The organism is Paraburkholderia sp., from assembly GCF_049581445.1.
Classification (GTDB): Bacteria; Pseudomonadota; Gammaproteobacteria; order Burkholderiales; family Burkholderiaceae; genus Paraburkholderia.
On record NZ_JBAURZ010000349.1, the window covers coordinates 50,735 to 66,343 of the forward strand.

The 15,609-nt window shown below is 59.3% G+C and carries 13 protein-coding genes; 5 read left to right on the forward strand and 8 right to left on the reverse strand.

What is annotated here, in order from left to right; all coding sequences use genetic code 11:
* The first annotated feature begins 447 nt into the window (after positions 1-447).
* Positions 448-1,284 (forward strand): alpha/beta fold hydrolase, encoded by an 837-nt coding sequence (locus WCA85_RS29740; protein WP_424068484.1) that lies wholly within the window; start codon positions 448-450, stop codon positions 1,282-1,284.
* A gap of 199 nt (positions 1,285-1,483) precedes the next feature.
* Here WCA85_RS29740 and WCA85_RS29745 read toward each other — a convergent pair whose 3' ends face one another.
* Entirely contained in the window at positions 1,484-1,690 is a 207-nt protein-coding gene (locus WCA85_RS29745) for a hypothetical protein (RefSeq protein WP_424068446.1), read from the reverse strand.
* Positions 1,691-2,078: 388 nt separating this feature from the next.
* Between WCA85_RS29745 and WCA85_RS29750 the strand changes: the two genes are divergently transcribed.
* The 4 genes from WCA85_RS29750 (at position 2,079) to WCA85_RS29765 (ending at position 6,397) form a co-directional block, all read left to right on the forward strand.
* Positions 2,079-3,005, forward strand: a complete 927-nt coding sequence (locus tag WCA85_RS29750) for a LysR family transcriptional regulator (RefSeq protein ID WP_424068447.1) — start codon at positions 2,079-2,081, stop codon at positions 3,003-3,005.
* Positions 3,006-3,136: 131 nt separating this feature from the next.
* A complete protein-coding gene (locus WCA85_RS29755) occupies positions 3,137-3,847 on the forward strand; it encodes an SDR family NAD(P)-dependent oxidoreductase (RefSeq protein WP_424068448.1) in 711 nt (236 codons plus the stop codon).
* Positions 3,848-3,927: 80 nt separating this feature from the next.
* Positions 3,928-5,181: an MFS transporter gene (locus WCA85_RS29760; protein WP_424068449.1), complete on the forward strand. Its 1,254-nt coding sequence runs from the start codon at positions 3,928-3,930 to the stop codon at positions 5,179-5,181.
* A 157-nt stretch (positions 5,182-5,338) separates the two neighbouring features.
* Entirely contained in the window at positions 5,339-6,397 is a 1,059-nt protein-coding gene (locus tag WCA85_RS29765; RefSeq protein WP_424068450.1) for a LysR family transcriptional regulator, read from the forward strand.
* Positions 6,398-6,413: 16 nt separating this feature from the next.
* On the opposite strand, the gene WCA85_RS29770 is transcribed toward WCA85_RS29765, so the two are convergent.
* From WCA85_RS29770 to WCA85_RS29800, 7 genes are all read right to left on the reverse strand, one after another.
* A complete protein-coding gene (locus tag WCA85_RS29770) occupies positions 6,414-7,895 on the reverse strand; it encodes an efflux transporter outer membrane subunit (protein WP_424068451.1) in 1,482 nt (493 codons plus the stop codon).
* Positions 7,888-9,066 carry an efflux RND transporter periplasmic adaptor subunit gene (locus tag WCA85_RS29775; protein ID WP_424068452.1) on the reverse strand — a complete coding sequence of 393 codons (1,179 nt, stop codon included), beginning with the start codon at positions 9,064-9,066 and terminating at the stop codon, positions 7,888-7,890. The genes WCA85_RS29770 and WCA85_RS29775 overlap by 8 nt, the downstream gene beginning before the upstream one ends.
* Positions 9,056-12,250, reverse strand: coding sequence for an efflux RND transporter permease subunit (locus WCA85_RS29780; RefSeq protein ID WP_424068453.1), 3,195 nt, complete (start codon positions 12,248-12,250; stop codon positions 9,056-9,058). The genes WCA85_RS29775 and WCA85_RS29780 overlap by 11 nt, the downstream gene beginning before the upstream one ends.
* A 287-nt stretch (positions 12,251-12,537) precedes the next feature.
* Positions 12,538-12,777 (reverse strand): DUF4148 domain-containing protein, encoded by a 240-nt coding sequence (locus WCA85_RS29785; RefSeq protein WP_424068454.1) that lies wholly within the window; start codon positions 12,775-12,777, stop codon positions 12,538-12,540.
* Between the two features lie 392 nt (positions 12,778-13,169).
* Positions 13,170-14,579 carry an MmgE/PrpD family protein gene (locus WCA85_RS29790; RefSeq protein WP_424068455.1) on the reverse strand — a complete coding sequence of 470 codons (1,410 nt, stop codon included), beginning with the start codon at positions 14,577-14,579 and terminating at the stop codon, positions 13,170-13,172.
* Positions 14,580-15,084: 505 nt separating this feature from the next.
* A complete protein-coding gene (locus tag WCA85_RS29795) occupies positions 15,085-15,291 on the reverse strand; it encodes a hypothetical protein (RefSeq protein ID WP_424068456.1) in 207 nt (68 codons plus the stop codon).
* A 34-nt stretch (positions 15,292-15,325) separates the two neighbouring features.
* Positions 15,326-15,490, reverse strand: a complete 165-nt coding sequence (locus WCA85_RS29800; RefSeq protein WP_424068457.1) for a hypothetical protein — start codon at positions 15,488-15,490, stop codon at positions 15,326-15,328.
* Between the last annotated feature and the right edge of the window lie 119 nt (positions 15,491-15,609).

Genomic DNA, 15,609 nt, shown 5'->3' on the forward strand with positions numbered 1-15,609 from the left:
CGGACCGGAATCTATCACGCGACGCACGCGACGCGATCGCTGGCAGCGGCGTTGTGGACATGTCGTGTCGGGGGGCATCGCACCGTCCGTGCAAGATCACGCAGGTGGGTTCCGTTCCCGCGTCAGAGCAGGATCGATCTCGCGACGCAACACGCAAAGTCGGTGTCCTGCGTCGTGGACGTAGCAGACCGGGTCAGCATCGACACGGCTGGCGGCGGTTGATTGATGTAAAGACGACGGAAAGTTAGCCGGCTTTTCACTCTTCTCAAAGGAAAATAAATGAGCTCGCAAACCAACGAACAAAATCCTTCGGCGTCGCGGCGCAACATGCTGATGGCGGGCGCAGGCGCAGTTGCCGCGGCAACGCTTTCCAGTTTCGCACACGCCGCCGACACTTCGCCGAGCAAAGCGGCATCCATTCACTCTGCACATCCAGGAGCTCAACCCATGAACTACGTCACGACCAAAGACGGCGTTGAAATTTTTTACAAAGACTGGGGACCGAAGGATGTTCAGCCGATCTTCTTCCATCATGGCTGGCCCCTGAGCTCCGATGACTGGGACGCACAGATGCTCTACTTCCTTAGCAAGGGCTTCCGGGTCATTGCCAATGACCGTCGCGGCCACGGTCGCTCGAGCCAGGTGAGCGACGGCCACGATATGGACCACTACGCCGCCGACGCCTCGGCCGTAGTTGAGCACCTCAATCTGAAGAACGTGGTCCACATCGGCCATTCCACCGGCGGTGGTCAAGTAGCGCGCTACGTCGCAAAATACGGTCAGCCGCAAGGCCGTGTCGCCAAAGCTGTGCTCGTCAGTTCTGTTCCCCCACTGATGCTTAAGACCGAGGCCAATCCGGGCGGCACGCCGATCGAGGTGTTCGATAATTTCCGCAGCGCCCTCGCCGCCAACCGAGCGCAGTTCTACATCGACGTCGCCAGCGGCCCTTTCTACGGGTTTAACCGTCCCGGCGCAAAGGTTTCGCAAGGCGTGATCGACAATTGGTGGCGCCAGGGCATGATGGGCGCAGCCAAGGCGCATTACGACGGCATCAAGGCATTTTCCGAGACCGACCAGACCGAGGATCTGAAGGCGATAACTGTGCCCACCTTAGTCACCCAGGGCGACGACGACCAGGTCGTCCCCTACGCCGACGCCAGTTTGCTCCAGGTGAAGCTGCTGAAGAACGGCACACTTAAGATCTACAAGGGCTATCCGCACGGCATGCTTACGACACATGCCGACGTGATCAACCCGGACCTGCTCGCCTTCATCCAGGGCTAACGAGTACGGCGCCTCACGCCACGCCCACTTGTTATCGTTTCCGGAAAGCTGGAATACGTCCAGGCGGGTGCCGCGTAAAAGCGGCGATAGCGTTTGCATTGGTTGGGGCGCGCAATTGCTGCCCCTGACCATTGTTGACAGTTTGGACTACGTAGACATTTAGACAACCACATCCACGATCTGCTGACGCAGAAGGGTTTTAACCCTTCGAATCCGGCCGGCTTAATTCCTCAAGCAAGAAGACAAACGATTCGTAAGGCCGGCCAGTCGCGTGGCGCAATCCCATTTCACAGGTGCGATTCGCCGACAGACAGGCGTCGGCTGGATGCGCGTCGAGCACGGTCTTGACCTCGCGGGTTGCCGCTACGACTAGTTCCGGGTGCAGCAGACCGCGGTCACCTGCCATACCGCAGCAAGTTGTTCCGATCGGCACTTCAGCATCGTCCGCTAGCGCTGACGCGATCTCTTTAAGAGACCTAACCAGCCCCAGATGGGTGATCGTGGGGGAAGTTACCGCGAACGCTTTTCGTGCTGCCAGACCGGGGCGCCCACATTAAGCGTGCGTCAACGGGACTCATGGGCGTGCTACGTCGGCTTGCATTGCTAGGTTAGCAGTCAGTGTGCGCCATAGCTCTTAGCCGTTCTAAAACATCCTTAAACCGCCTCACCGATGCGCCCGGGGCGCCGTGGAAAATTACAAATTACTTAAAACGTTCGAGCAGGAACAAAATGACGCAAACTAACGTTGACCGCCTACACTACACCGTTCCTGTTCTCATCCAGCACAACAACAAATGGATCGAATCGACGCGATGAAAGTATTCGTTGCGACTCTTGACGAAGGCGGCCTCGCGGCCGCTGGCCGCCGGCTGGGCCGCTCACCCGCTGCGGTCAGTCGCGCTATCGCGTTTCTTGAAGAGCACGTTGGCACGACCCTGCTGCATCGTACGACTCGCACGATCAAGCTCAGCGGCGCCGGCGAGCAGTACGCCGCCGCCTGCCGACGCATCCTGACCGACCTGGAAGAAGCCGATCTGCTGGTGGCCAGCGAACGTTCCGCGCCGCGCGGCACGCTGACCTTGACCGGACCCGTCGGCGCCGGCGAGGATTTCTTGCGGCCGATTCTCGACGAGTTCGTCGATGCCCACCCAGCCGTCACTGCACGATTGCACCTGCTGGATCGACCGGTCAATCTGATCGACGAAGGCATCGATGTCGCCCTGCGGTTCGCGCATCTGGCCGATTCGACGCTGGTTGCGTTGCCGGTCGGCGAAGTGCGACGCGTGGTTACCGCGTCACCGCGCTATCTGGCCAAAAATCCGCTGATCACCGAGCCTGCCGATCTCGCGCATCATCAGATCATCTCGATGACGCATTTTGGCGTCGACTCCTGGAGCTTCCCGCCCGCGAACCAGTCCGCTGTGCCTCGCGTGGTGCAGTTCACGCCACGTTTGATCGTCAACAGCATCGAGGGTGCGGTCTCCTCGGCCGTCGAAGGGCACGGCGTCACGCGCGTTTTCTCGTACCACATCGCCAGGCACGTCAGAGAGGGTTCGCTGCGTATCCTGCTCCCCGAATACGAACATGCGCCCCTCCCCGTGCATCTGCTCACGCCGCAAGGCCGTCTCGCGGTGCCAAAGGTACGCTCGTTCGTCGATTTCGCCCTACCGCGGCTGCGCGCCCTTTTCGAAGAATTAAAACGAATGACCGACGTCGATTAAATCGCTGCGCGGAAGAACGTCTGCCGCAACGCGCCGATTCTCTCGGCAATCGATAGTATCTACACTGCTTCCATCAGCAACGGATGGCCGCTCCTCGATGCGGCCCCACCCCGACACTATTGGAGCAGGTCATGGGCACAGAGCAGAAAGTCGTCATTATCACCGGTGCGTCGCAAGGTATCGGCGCGGGTCTGGTCAAGGCATATCGGAACCGTCATTACCGTGTTGTCGCCAACTCGCGCCAGATCCAACCTTCGCGTGATCCCGATGTGGTCACCGTGGCAGGCGACATCGCTCAGCCGGAAACCGCGCAACGTGTCATTGACGCGGCGCTGGAACGCTTTGGCCGAATCGACTCGCTGATCAACAACGCGGGCATTTTCGTCGCAAAGCCGTTCACGGAATACGCCGGCACCGACTACGCATCCGTACTCAGCACCAACCTCGCAGGCTTCTTTGAAATCACCCAGCGGGCGATCGCGGAAATGACGAAGCAGCGCTACGGCCACGTCGTGAACATCACCGCAAGTCTCGTCGATCAGCCGAGTTCCGCACGCCCCGCAGCACTCGCGGCGCTGAGCAAGGGTGGCCTGAATGCAGTGACAAAGTCCCTCGCCATCGAATATGCCTCGCGTGGGATTCGCGTCAATGCCGTCGCACCCGGCATAATCCGCACGCCATTGCACGCGCCGCACACCCATGAAGCACTCGCAAAGATGAGTCCCCTTGGACGTCTAGGCGAAATCGAAGATATCGCCGATGCCGTGCTTTACCTCGAATCAGCGAGCTTTGTGACTGGCGAAATTCTTCACGTCGACGGCGGCCGGAGCGCGGGCATCTAAGACAGGAGTTACGCGATTTTTCGCATACCTCATCAAACTGGTTGCTTGCCCCACCCCATTCACCCGTCTCGTGAGATGTCATGAACCAGCCAGGCACCCTGTTCACCCCTGCCGCGACGTTCCCCGAACGCGGCAGCTATGCGGAGCGCAACACCCTTTACTGGCGACGCAATCTCGCGATCTGCGTATTCGGCTCATTCACTACGCTCGTCAGTCTGAGCATGCTGCTGCCGTTCTTGCCGCTCTATGTGCAGCAACTGGGCGTGAGTTCGCAGGCGGCCGTCGTGCAGTGGTCCGGCGTCGCCTTCAGTGCGACGTTTCTCGGCACGGCAGTGACAGCGCCGATCTGGGGGCGCCTCGCCGATCGCTACGGCCGCAAGCCGATGCTGGTGCGCGCGGCGGTCGGCATGGCGGTCGTGATGTCGTTGATCGGCATGGCACACGGCGTCGTCGAACTCGTGGTGCTGCGGCTGATCGCGGGCCTGGTGGGCGGATACGCATCCGCATCCATTGTGATGATCGGCACTCAGGCCCCTCGCGACCGTGCAGGCTGGGCGCTTGGCATCCTGTCTACCGGATCGCTCGCAGGCAGTCTGGTTGGTCCGCTGATCGGCGGGTTCCTGCCAACATGGCTCGGCATCCGTGGCACGTTCTTCGCGGGTGGCGCGATGATTGCCGTCGCGGCGTTGATGACCGTCGTGCTGGTACGCGAGGATTTTCACGCCGAGACCGATGCCAAACGCAGGGGCGCAGCGTCTTCCACGCCGTCACGTCAAGCTAGTCGCGGCGTCAAGGTTGCCCTGCTGCTGACCGCGATGATGGTGCTGCTCGCGAATATGTCGATCGAGCCGATCATCACCGTATACATCTCCCATCTTGGTGTTCCAGCCCACCGGCTGGCCCAAGTCGCAGGCATCGTGATGGCCTGTTCGGCGCTGGGCAGCATGCTTACTGCCGCGCGTCTGGGCGCACTGGCTGATCGCATCGGCGGTTGGAACGTGATCATCGGCTGTTTGCTGCTGACTGCACTGGCCATGATCCCCCAGGCGTTCGTCACGCAATGGTGGCAACTGGCGGGACTGCGCGCCGTGATGGGCATGGCCCTCGCGGGCCTGCTGCCGTCAATTGCCAAATTGGTTCGGCAGTCGGTCGATGAACGCGAGTCGGGAACGATGCTCGGCTATCTGCAATCCGCTCAGTTTTCCGGTCAGGTCGTTGGACCGCTGCTCGGTGGCCAGGTCGGCGTGTATCTGGGCCTGCATTCGGTGTTTTTTGTCACAGGGGGCCTGCTGGCTGCGTGTGCAGTGCTCGGCCAATGGGCGCGACGCCGGTAATGAGCGTGGTCCGCCGGTAGTTGAATTGGGGTAAGCCTCTCAGCGACGCTGTTGTTCGCGAAGGACAACAAGTTGGAGTGCGTCGGCGCATGTTGCGTCCAGCATTCGCTGGCAACCCTGATACCTGATCGAAGCAAACTGAAAAGGCTGGTGCAGCATGGACACGTTTAGCAGCATGAAGATTTTCATTGAGGTGGCCGAGTCCGGAAGCTTTACGGCAGCGGCAGAACATCTGAAAAGAACGACGGGCTACATGTCGCGGTCAGTTTCGAGGCTTGAAGCGCATCTGCATACGCGCCTCTTCAATCGCACGACGCGGCGCGTTGTGCTGACGGAAGCGGGTGAGCGTTATCTTGAGAAGTGCTACGCAATCATGGCTTCGGTTGCGGAGGCCGAGGCACAGGCGTCTGACGCGGTTGTGCGGCCAGTAGGAACGTTGCGCGTGCACGCGCCGCCGAGTATGGGGCAAAACTACGTGATTCCCGCCATCGCGGCTTATCAGAAGCGTTATCCGGATGTCACGGTAGACCTGACGCTCTCTCAGACTGCGCCGGACCTGCTTGAGGATGGCTACGACGTCGCTTTGAGGACCGCACCGGATTCGCTGCCTGACTCTACCTACATCTCTCAACGGCTGGGCACGTTACACAGCGTGCTGTGTGCATCGCCAAAGTATCTGGAGATCCATGGCGTGCCGAAGACCGTCGAAGATCTTTCAGATCACACCTGCATGCAGGTCAGCATACCTGTCTTCCCGTCAGACCGATGGCTTCTGCAGGGCCCCGACGGTGAGCGTGAATTCAGGTTGCCCACCAGGCGCTTCAAGGTGAATTCTACCGATGCAATGGCGGTTGCGTTACAGCAGGGTATGGGAATCGCCGCCCTGCCGACGCTTACGGTCCGGTCTTTGCTTAGCTCAGGCGCACTGGTTCGGGTGCTGCCCGAATATCAGCTTCAAAGGCTGAATATCTTCGCGCTCTACGCGTCGCGACAGTACCTCGACGCCAAGATCAAGACGTGGATAGATTTCCTGCGGACGTGGATAGCGGAAACATTGAGCGCCGAGGAAGCGGAGGCGCGCCACGCTGTTCAAGGCATCACGCGCGAGCGTCCTGATGGTGATCTTGCGAATCCGACGTACGTTCGCGATCCGGATGTCTTCGCAGGGCAACAGCCCGGCAAGCCGTGCCGGATACCTCCACCGGCACGGTTTTAATCTCAAGCTGATACTTTCAGGCTGGAGGATGGTCCGGCGTTCCCTTCCCGGGGTTCGCTGCTACGTCGGAGGTGTTGAGATCATCCCTGGTCCAGCCACCGCCGAGCGCCCGGATGAGATCCACATCTGCGTCCAACTGCTGCGTTCGAATGCTGATTACGCTGCGCTCCGACTGGAGCGCGGCAGATTGTGCTTCGACCACATCGAGGTAGCTGACAACCCCGCGTTTATAGCGCGCCACAGAAAGATTCACGGATAGCTCAGCCGCGGCGGCGGCATCCTGTTGCTGTGCCGTAGCGGTACCCAGTTCGTCGAGCAACGAAAGATTGTCCTCCACTTGCCTGAATGAGCTTAGTACCACGCTTCGATAGCGTTCGCCCGCTTCTGCCGTCGCGGCCTTGGCAGATTCCACCTGCGCTTTTCGTTTACCGCCGTCGAACAGGTACACCGCCAGCGTCGGTCCAATTGTCCAGAACGAAGCAGGCGCACTCAGCAGGTCCGCATATACGGAGCTCTGCACGCCTCCTTGCGCACTGAGTGTCAGTGACGGGAAATAGGCGGCTCGCGCCACGCCGATTCGTGAGTTCGCCGCCGCGACGCGCCGCTCGGCTGCTGCGATATCTGGACGTCTCTGAAGCAGTGCTGAGGGTATGCCAACCGGTATGGCGGGCAGTGGAACCGGATCGATCCGCGCCTGAATCTGAAAGTCAGAGGCCGTTGTACCGACTAGCGCCGCGATCGCGTGTTCCAGCAAGGCGCGCTTCGCCTTGAGCTGCGAGAGGTCGGACTGCGCCGACGACAACTGGGTTTTTGCCCGCGCGACGTCGAGTCCCGACACGACGCCGCCTTTGTGCAACGAGCTGGTGAGCTCGAGCGCCTTCTGATAAGCCTGATTCGTCCCATCGAGTAGATGAATCTCCTGGTCAACGCCACGCAGGTCGAGGTAGCTTCGGGCTAGCTCGACTTCGAGGCTCAACTGTGTGGATGCAAGATCCGCCTGGCTCGCCTCGCTTTCGTCTTTACCCGCCGCAACGGAGTCTCGCACGCGTCCCCACAGGTCGACTTCGTAGTCGACCTCTGCGCCGAGCGTAGCGGAGTTGTAGTCGGCCGGTGAGGTCGCGCCACGCAATGGCCGCGTATCCGACTCGCGATCGCGTTGGACATTGCCAGCTGTGCTCACTTGCGGATAGAGCTGCGAACTGACCTGTTTGACGAAGGCTTCGGCCTGTACATAGTGAAAGTACGCGGCGTGAAGATCGGTATTGTTCGCTATCAGTCGCTGTTCAAGGTCATTGAGTTCGGATTCCTGATATAGCTTCCACCACCCGGCGCGATCAAGCTGGTCGGATGGCGCGGCCTGCGCCCATGGAGCATTGGACTGGTACTGTGGAGTGACAGGTGTAGCAGGGACTTTATAGGCCGGCGCAAGCGAGCATGCTGCCAGCGCCACCGCACTCGCGAGTGTCGTGATTGCGGTGAATGTGCGAAGTTTATTCATGGTTTGCAGCCCTGCCCCCAGCGCTGGCAACATTGACGTGGTCCCCTTCGACCAGTCCATCCGGCGGGGTGTCGATAACGCGATCGTTGTCAGTCAACCCTGTGCCGATTTCTACGGCGTTCCCCAAGTCTTGCTGAATCGCGACGGACTTGAACCGAACTGTGTCGTGGCTATCGACGGTCGCGACACGTAGGCCCTTGTTGTTGAAGATCAGCGTGCTGGCCGGAACGCGGACCGTGCCTGTGGCCACGGGTAGGGTGAAGTGCATCGACACGTAACTCCCGGGGAGCAGCAGATGGCCGGGATTGTCGACCAGCAACTGGACGAGGGTGGTTCCCGAGGCCTGATTCACAGAGTCCGCGAGACCCACAACGTTCGCCGTGAAACTCTTGCCCGGATACTCGCGAACCGTGAACGTAGCCGCGCCACCCGGCTTTATCGTGGATGCGTAGTCTTGCGGTACACGAACGTAGACGCGCAACTTGTCCACGCTTGACAGGGAAAAGAGCTGCGCCCCGCTACCTTCGCCTGCATTGATCAATGCCCCGATATCCGTGTTGCGGGCAGTGATAACGCCATCGAACGGGGCAACGATCCTCGCGAAACCCTTGGTCGCGGCAAGCCTGTCGACATTGGCCTGTGCCGCCACCACGCGAGCCTTTTTCGCTGCGTAGTCCTGGGTGCGCTCGTCGACGTCCTGATGAGATACGGCATCGGTATCCTGCAACGCTTGCCACCGATCGGCAGTGCTTTTTGCCAAAGAGGCGTCGGCTTGTGCGCTGGAGAGATCGGCTTTGGCCTGAATCAACTGCTGGTCGAGTTCGGGCGTGTCGATTTCCGCCAGTTCGTCGCCTGCTTTCACCGTGTTGCCAATATCGACGCGCCAGGATTTGAGGTAGCCGCTTACGCGTGCATAGATGGGGGCGCTAGTGAACGCCTCCAGCCGTCCAGGAAGGTCGAGCGAGCCGCCTTGCACCGGTTTGGCTGGAACGATGATGTCCACGGTCGGAATGGCCTGGGCATCGGTCCAGTTCCTGAGTTGATGTTCATGAGTGATGCGAACCGTCACTCCGGCGATCACGATCACGATAGCGGCGAACGCTCCGCCAATGCCCATCACCGACAGTTGGCGTTGCGGCGTCGTAGTGCGCGTTAGGGTTTCATGCGACATGGGCAGGATCTCGGGAAATCGATGAGGAGGTCGAGGAGCGGCCCCGACGGGAATGGATGATGCAGAAGACGGCGGGAACAAGCAAAAGCGTCGCAATCGTCGCGAACAGCAGGCCGCCGATGACCGCGCGGCCCAACGGTGCGTTCTGCTCTCCCCCTTCGCCGAGACTGAGGGCCATTGGCGCCATGCCGATGATCATCGACAGCGCAGTCATCAGGACCGGACGAAAGCGGGTCGTGCCGGCCTCGAGTGCCGCCTTGAATGCGTCGCCGTGAACCGCCAGTCGTTCACGGCAAAAGCTCACAACCAGAATGGCGTTTGCGGTGGCCACGCCCATACACATAATGGCGCCGGTAAGCGCGGGAACCGACATGGTGGTATCCGTCGCGAACAGCATCCATACGATGCCGGCCAATGCAGCAGGCAACGCGGTCACGATCACGAGCGGATCGGCCCACGACTGGAAATTCACCACAATCAGCAGATAGATCAATACGATTGCGCCAAGCAGTCCGAACAACATGCCACTGAACGCCTTGTTCATGGTCTGGACTTGCCCGAGAAGGACGACCTTCGCCCCCTTTGGTACGCCTTTGGCATTGGCCTTGATCACGTGCTGGATATCGGCGGCAACTGCGCCGAGGTCCCGGCCCTGGGTGGTCGCGAAGATCTCAACCACCGGCTGGATGTTGTACTGGCTGACGACTTCGTCGCCGGTAGTACGGCTGATGGTCGCTACGCCACCCAGAATCTGGTCATCGTTTGCGGACGCGGCGCCCGAGAGCGGCAGATTCTGCAGCGACGGCAGCGTGTCGAGGCCATATTGCGGCGTCTGCAGGACGATCGGATATTCCACGCCGTTGGCCGTGTTGAGCCAATACGTCGGCGCGACCTGGCTCGAGCCGGCCAGATGAACGACCAGACTATTGGTCACGTCACGTTCGGTGATGCCCTGAAGCTGTGCCTGGGTCCGGTCGACGTCGATATCGAACTGGGGATTGGCTTGTGACTGCTGAATTCGTGCGTCGACCACACCGGGGATACGTTTGACCTCGCGCAGCAGCGCGTCGGCGTACGCGAAGTCCGCAGGGAGTTTGCTTCCGCGAATCTGCAGATCAATCGGCGCGGGCGATCCGAAGTTAAGAATCTGGCTGATGATGTCCGCGGGAGGGAACGAAAACGTCACACCTGGAAACGCACGTGGCAGCGCCTCGCGCATCTCGCGCACGTACTCAGCGGTCGGCCGGTGCCCTTCCTTCAGCGATATCTGGATGTCGCCATCCTGGGAGCCGATCGTTCCGGTGTTGCTATAGGCCGTGTTCAGGCCGCTGATGGACAAGCCCATGTTATCGACCACCGTGCCAAGCTCCGCAGGCGGAATCGTGGCGCGGATGCGGCTCTCGACTTCAGCGAAAATCTGGGCGGTCTTTTCAACCCGAACGCCAACCGGCGCACGTACGTGCAAGAGGATCTGGCCAGCGTCGACATCGGGAAAGAAGTTGTTTCCGAGGAATGGAACCAGTGCGAATGACGCGATCACGAACGCGAAGAACCCAGGCACGAATCCGCGGCGATGGATCAACAACAGTTCGAGGATCGCGCTGTAGTCCGCGCGCACGCGCTCAAAGCGCGTTTCGAAGCCGCGTTGAAACCGCTTCAGCGGGTTCGAGGTTTGGTGATGATCGTGTCCATCGTGCTGTACATGTGGCTTGAGCAGATACTTGGCCATGGTGGGCACAAGCGTCCGTGAAAGGATGAACGACGAGATCATCGCGAAGATCACCGCTTCCGCCATCGGCACGAACAGAAACCTTGCGACGCCATCCAGAAAGAACATCGGAACGAACACAATGCAGATGCAAAGCAGCGAGACGAACGCTGGGGTCACAATCTGCGCGGCACCGTCCAGGATGGCGCTGTCGACGGGTTTGCCCTGCTCGAGATGCCAGTTGATATTCTCGATGGTGACCGTGGCATCGTCGACGAGAATGCCGACAGCGAGCGCAAGTCCCCCCAGGGTCATGATGTTGAGAGTCTCGCCAAGCGCGGATAGCGCCGTAATGGACCCAAGAATCGCCAGCGGGATGGACGTTGCGATGATTACCGTGGAACGCCAACTCCCCAGGAACAGCAAGATCATGAGGCTGGTCAGCACAGCGGCAATCAGGCCTTCTCGTGCGACCCCAGAGATAGCGGCACGCACGAATATCGACTGGTCGCCGATCGCGTCGATTTGCAGGTTATCGGGCAACGAAGCCTTTGCATCGGCGACCCGCTGCCTGATCCCGGCGACGACGGCAAGCGTCGAGGCGGAGCCATTCTTCAAGACGGTCATTAGCACCGAACGCCGGCCGTTGACGTGAACGATATTGGTCTGCGGCGGGCTGCCGTCCGTCACGTCGGCAACGTCGCGCATGTAGACGGTGGTTCCGTTAGCGGACTTGATTGGAATCGCGGCAATCGCGTCGATCTTCGATGGCGCGCTATTCAGTTGGAGCGTGTACTCGTAGTCACCGACCTTCTCGGTGCCCACCGGCGTGATGAGGTTTTGCGCCGCCAATGAATTGGCAACGTCCTGCGCGGACAGGCCGCGCGCCTCAAGCTCAGACGGCTTGACGTTGATCTGGACCTGGCGTGTTTTGCCGCCGTAGGGGTACGGTAATGCTGCTCCTGCCACCGTCGTCAAGATTGGTCGCAACTGGTTAAGACCCAGGTCGCCGAGATTTTGCTCCGACAGCCCCTTGCCGGACAGAGCGAGCTGGATGATAGGGACCGTCGAGGCGTTGTAATTGAGGATGAGCGGCGGCGTTGCCCCAGGTGGGAGCTGTTTCAGGATCACCTGTGCAATCGATGTGACTTGCGCATTGGCCGTCCGGATGTCGACGGTGGGCTGGAAGAAGATCTTGACGACGCCATATCCGGCAATGGACTGTCCTTCGATGTGCTCGACGTCGTTAACGGTCGTGGTCAATACACGCTCGAACGGTGACATGATGCGACCCGCCATTTGATCGGGCGGAAGCCCGGTGTATTGCCAAACGACGCTGATAACCGGGATTTTGATGTCAGGAAAAATATCCGTGGGCGTGCGCAACGCAGCGAGCGGGCCGACGATCAGAATGAAGATGGCCAAAACAACAAATGTATATGGCCTCTTGAGTGCAATGCGAACAATGCCAATCATAAATATTCCAGAATCGCAGAACAGGCGGCGATCGGACGCGCAGCGCTCTGCGTCAAGGGGACATCGAGGAAGACGAGCGCGTGCGCTCGCCGCGCGAGTCATCACGTGCGAAAGAAGCTCTACTGCAAATGTTTTTGAATCGACGGCGAAAAGGCCAGGAGCGGTGCCATGCGTATGGCAGGTACCTCCGACCAGTACACCTGATGGACGACGTTGACCGATATTCGAGTCGCTGCAGACCACGGTGCCCTACGCGTTTCCTCCCGTTGCGCGGGTAGCGGTTCGCGTTAGTTCGCTCGGTAGACCGTCTTGTTCAACTGGGTAAGTTGGCCGCTCTGCTGCGCCTGCCTGAGTTCCTGATAAACCTCTTCCCGGGTTTTCGACGGCGTGGCGGCTTCCTGCGGAATCTGCTGGTTGCTCTGTCCTGCGGTAGACGTATTGCTCACCGTGGGTATGGTATCCGCTGCGTAGACGGAATTCGCAGCGACACAAACCAGTAACGTAAGTGAAAAGGCAAAAACTTTCATACAGCTCTCCTGGTATCTATGGATGCAACAAAGGGCAGCGCATCAAGACTTGCGAAGGACATTTCAATCGGGGAGCGCGTCATTTTGAATTCGTTAGAGACTGGCGCTGATCCCTTAGAAAGTGCAAACGTATTTGAATGCGTAATTGCTGTGGGCGAAGGTTATCCCAGGTGAATTCATAGAAAAACAAGTGAGCAGTCAACAATCCCTTTACTGGTTTGGCTTTAGGACCCCCAACTCTTTGTGGCGTTCTTGACGTACGGTGCGGTTCGGAACCTCGCATGGATGAGCCGTCGTATAGCGAGAGGCTGAATAAAAAAAGCCCGGTCCATATCATGGACCGGGCCAAGTCGCCGCGAGCGGGTCGGTCGAAGCGGCTTCCGCCTTTGTCTCTATTGGATCCCTGGATGGTTTGCAGGGAACCGGGGTTCTCGACTGACCTTCGCGAGCAGTTGCATCAACTCCGCGATCGGCCGTTCATCCAGTGAGGAGACCAGATCGATGATTTGCCCACGAAGCGCTGCGTCCGCGTATTGCTCACTTAGCCAATGGAACTTCTCAACCGTGCGTTCCCACGTAAGCGGATTGTCGAGACCGCCTTCGAAGCCGACGTGCTCGCGTGCGAATACGCGGCCATCCTTGCATTTGATCGTAACCCGCGTGTTCAGCGCGTGTGGATACAGTGCGGTGAATTCCGCGTCCGGCCGTACTGTCACCCTGTTCAGAAGCGCTTGCGCGTCAGAAGCCTGGACACGCTGGGGTTCAAGTTGGGCGGGCCCCACCTGACCGTCAAGCAGCGCTGCTGCGATCAGATACTTGAGGTTGTAGTCCGCCTGCTCCTTGCTTTGCGGATTGTCCTTGGGACCGAAGCTACCCCCACCCGCGATGTCGAAGCCGGTCTGGAAGATGTCGCAGACGACTTCGTCGATCTCATCGCTATTCAGGCCGTGCTCGCGCTTGAGTGCAAGCGTCGCTTCAAGGACAGGCTGCCCATGAATCAACGAGCAGAACTTCTTCATGATGGTCTGATGGATCACATCCAGACTGGCATCATCCCAATCTACGTCGAGCGGTTGATCGAACATGCGTACCAGTCCATTGGGCCCTTCGAAAAGGCGCAGCGGACCTGTGATGCCGCGCTTGGCCAGCGATGCGCTATAGACCGAGCGCATGCCCGTGATCCCCGGCGAAAAGCCCTTCCATTGCGATACGGGCTCGGAATGGACACAGGCCAACGACACGTTGTCGACCGTTGCAATGGCGATGGCGTGAGCGATCTGCGCGGCATCGAGACCGAATAGCTTGCCGGAACCCGCGGCTGCCGTTATCGCAAGTTGAATGGCGTGATTGAAGCCCTTGGACATGACCGGAACAATCGCAGTAATGCGACATCCGATTTCATAGGCAACAGCAAGTGCGAGCATGAAGTCTTCGCCGCTGGCTGATGCATGGTCGGCGGCGGCGAGAATCGCGCCGAAGTTGTCGCTCGGGTGACAAAGGCCGCCTTGAGACATGTAGCTGTCGAGCAGATCGACATAGCGCACTAGCCCCGAGTTGTACAAAGCCGCCTGATCGGGCGACGTGGTGCCGCCGCCAATCAACGTGCACGTGCCCCCGCGGCCGTACTCATCGAACTGCTCACGCAGCACTTTGAACGGCGTACCGGGCAGCGCGGCGATTGCGCATCCGAGGCTGTCGAGGATATTTCGTTTGAAAACCTGCCTCGCCTGCGGTGTGAGGTGGCTGGCTTGCGCATCAAAAGCAAACTTCCCGATGCGTTCAGCGGTAGTGGGGATACTCATTTGACGAAGGCCTCGAGAGAAAGGGCAAATCACCAGAGTTGGTGTGCCGGTCAGAGTCCGGTGGCAGGACGAAAAAATTGTCGGTCCTTAAGCCAATACGCAAAAGTCGCACCGTTTGAGACGAAGATCAAGTGACGTTATTGCTTCGGGCAGTCAGTCGGTCGTAGATGCTCCGCCGGTTGCCGCGCGCTTATTGAAAACACGCTTGCGCCGGAAAGACATAATTTCCGAGTAGACAACAACGCGGCCTGTTCTGGTTTGAAATTGAAGCGCCTGATATGGACCAGCCTGATTGGGCGTACAGCGGCTTTATCTGAGAGGGCGGCAGCGCGAGAGTTGTGCTCCGTCGAGTGCGAGCGCGGTGAGAATGATCGAAGCTGGCGCGGCTGGATACAAAAAAACGGCGGCCGTTTTACTGGCCGCCGTTTTTGATGGGAGAGTTTCGAAGCGTGACGCCCCGGTTACAGATCGCTTTTCAGCAATCCGTCACGATCCCTCGTCACTTTCAATGAAACGTGTCGTGCGTAAACGGACTGTGCGAGTCCATCCAGTCGTACGATTCGGTGCTGTGCGTCCACGCCCAGTTCCTCGCTGATTCGCGCGAATTGTGGGCCGTTTCCGTCACTTCGACCAGGGCAGTGGATTCGTCGTACTTGTCGCTCGTTTGTTCAACGCGGTCCACATCTCTTGAGTTCGATGATTTGTCGTACATTGCTGTTCCTGTTTGCGATTAGTCTCAACACGCATCAATCCTGCTCTACCGCCTCTTCATGTTCAGCCAAGGCGACCAATTGGGCGAAACGCTCTAACGCTGCCACCGAGCTATGCACCGTGTGGTACTCCTGACGTCCGATCCTGGCGTCAAGAACCACCGTCATTCCCGATCTCCGAGCCAGGTCAAGGATGTCCATTTCATGCTCCACATCGATGAATCATTCGATTCAGTTAGAACTTGATGCGCGAAAACGCTTTGTCCATGGAGCGCATTTTAGGCTCTATGGGTTTGGCATCAACGGAGCAGAGGCGAATT

What these genes read in the sequence shown, in the direction of transcription:
- WCA85_RS29740 (WP_424068484.1), top strand. Translation starts at nt 448, where the DNA reads ATGAACTACGTCACGACCAAAGACGGCGTTGAAATTTTTTACAAAGAC.
- WCA85_RS29745 (WP_424068446.1), bottom strand. Translation starts at nt 1,690, where the DNA reads ATGGCAGGTGACCGCGGTCTGCTGCACCCGGAACTAGTCGTAGCGGCA.
- WCA85_RS29750 (WP_424068447.1), top strand. Translation starts at nt 2,079, where the DNA reads ATGGATCGAATCGACGCGATGAAAGTATTCGTTGCGACTCTTGACGAA.
- WCA85_RS29755 (WP_424068448.1), top strand. Translation starts at nt 3,137, where the DNA reads ATGGGCACAGAGCAGAAAGTCGTCATTATCACCGGTGCGTCGCAAGGT.
- WCA85_RS29760 (WP_424068449.1), top strand. Translation starts at nt 3,928, where the DNA reads ATGAACCAGCCAGGCACCCTGTTCACCCCTGCCGCGACGTTCCCCGAA.
- WCA85_RS29765 (WP_424068450.1), top strand. Translation starts at nt 5,339, where the DNA reads ATGGACACGTTTAGCAGCATGAAGATTTTCATTGAGGTGGCCGAGTCC.
- WCA85_RS29770 (WP_424068451.1), bottom strand. Translation starts at nt 7,895, where the DNA reads ATGAATAAACTTCGCACATTCACCGCAATCACGACACTCGCGAGTGCG.
- WCA85_RS29775 (WP_424068452.1), bottom strand. Translation starts at nt 9,066, where the DNA reads ATGTCGCATGAAACCCTAACGCGCACTACGACGCCGCAACGCCAACTG.
- WCA85_RS29780 (WP_424068453.1), bottom strand. Translation starts at nt 12,250, where the DNA reads ATGATTGGCATTGTTCGCATTGCACTCAAGAGGCCATATACATTTGTT.
- WCA85_RS29785 (WP_424068454.1), bottom strand. Translation starts at nt 12,777, where the DNA reads ATGAAAGTTTTTGCCTTTTCACTTACGTTACTGGTTTGTGTCGCTGCG.
- WCA85_RS29790 (WP_424068455.1), bottom strand. Translation starts at nt 14,579, where the DNA reads ATGAGTATCCCCACTACCGCTGAACGCATCGGGAAGTTTGCTTTTGAT.
- WCA85_RS29795 (WP_424068456.1), bottom strand. Translation starts at nt 15,291, where the DNA reads ATGTACGACAAATCATCGAACTCAAGAGATGTGGACCGCGTTGAACAA.
- WCA85_RS29800 (WP_424068457.1), bottom strand. Translation starts at nt 15,490, where the DNA reads ATGGACATCCTTGACCTGGCTCGGAGATCGGGAATGACGGTGGTTCTT.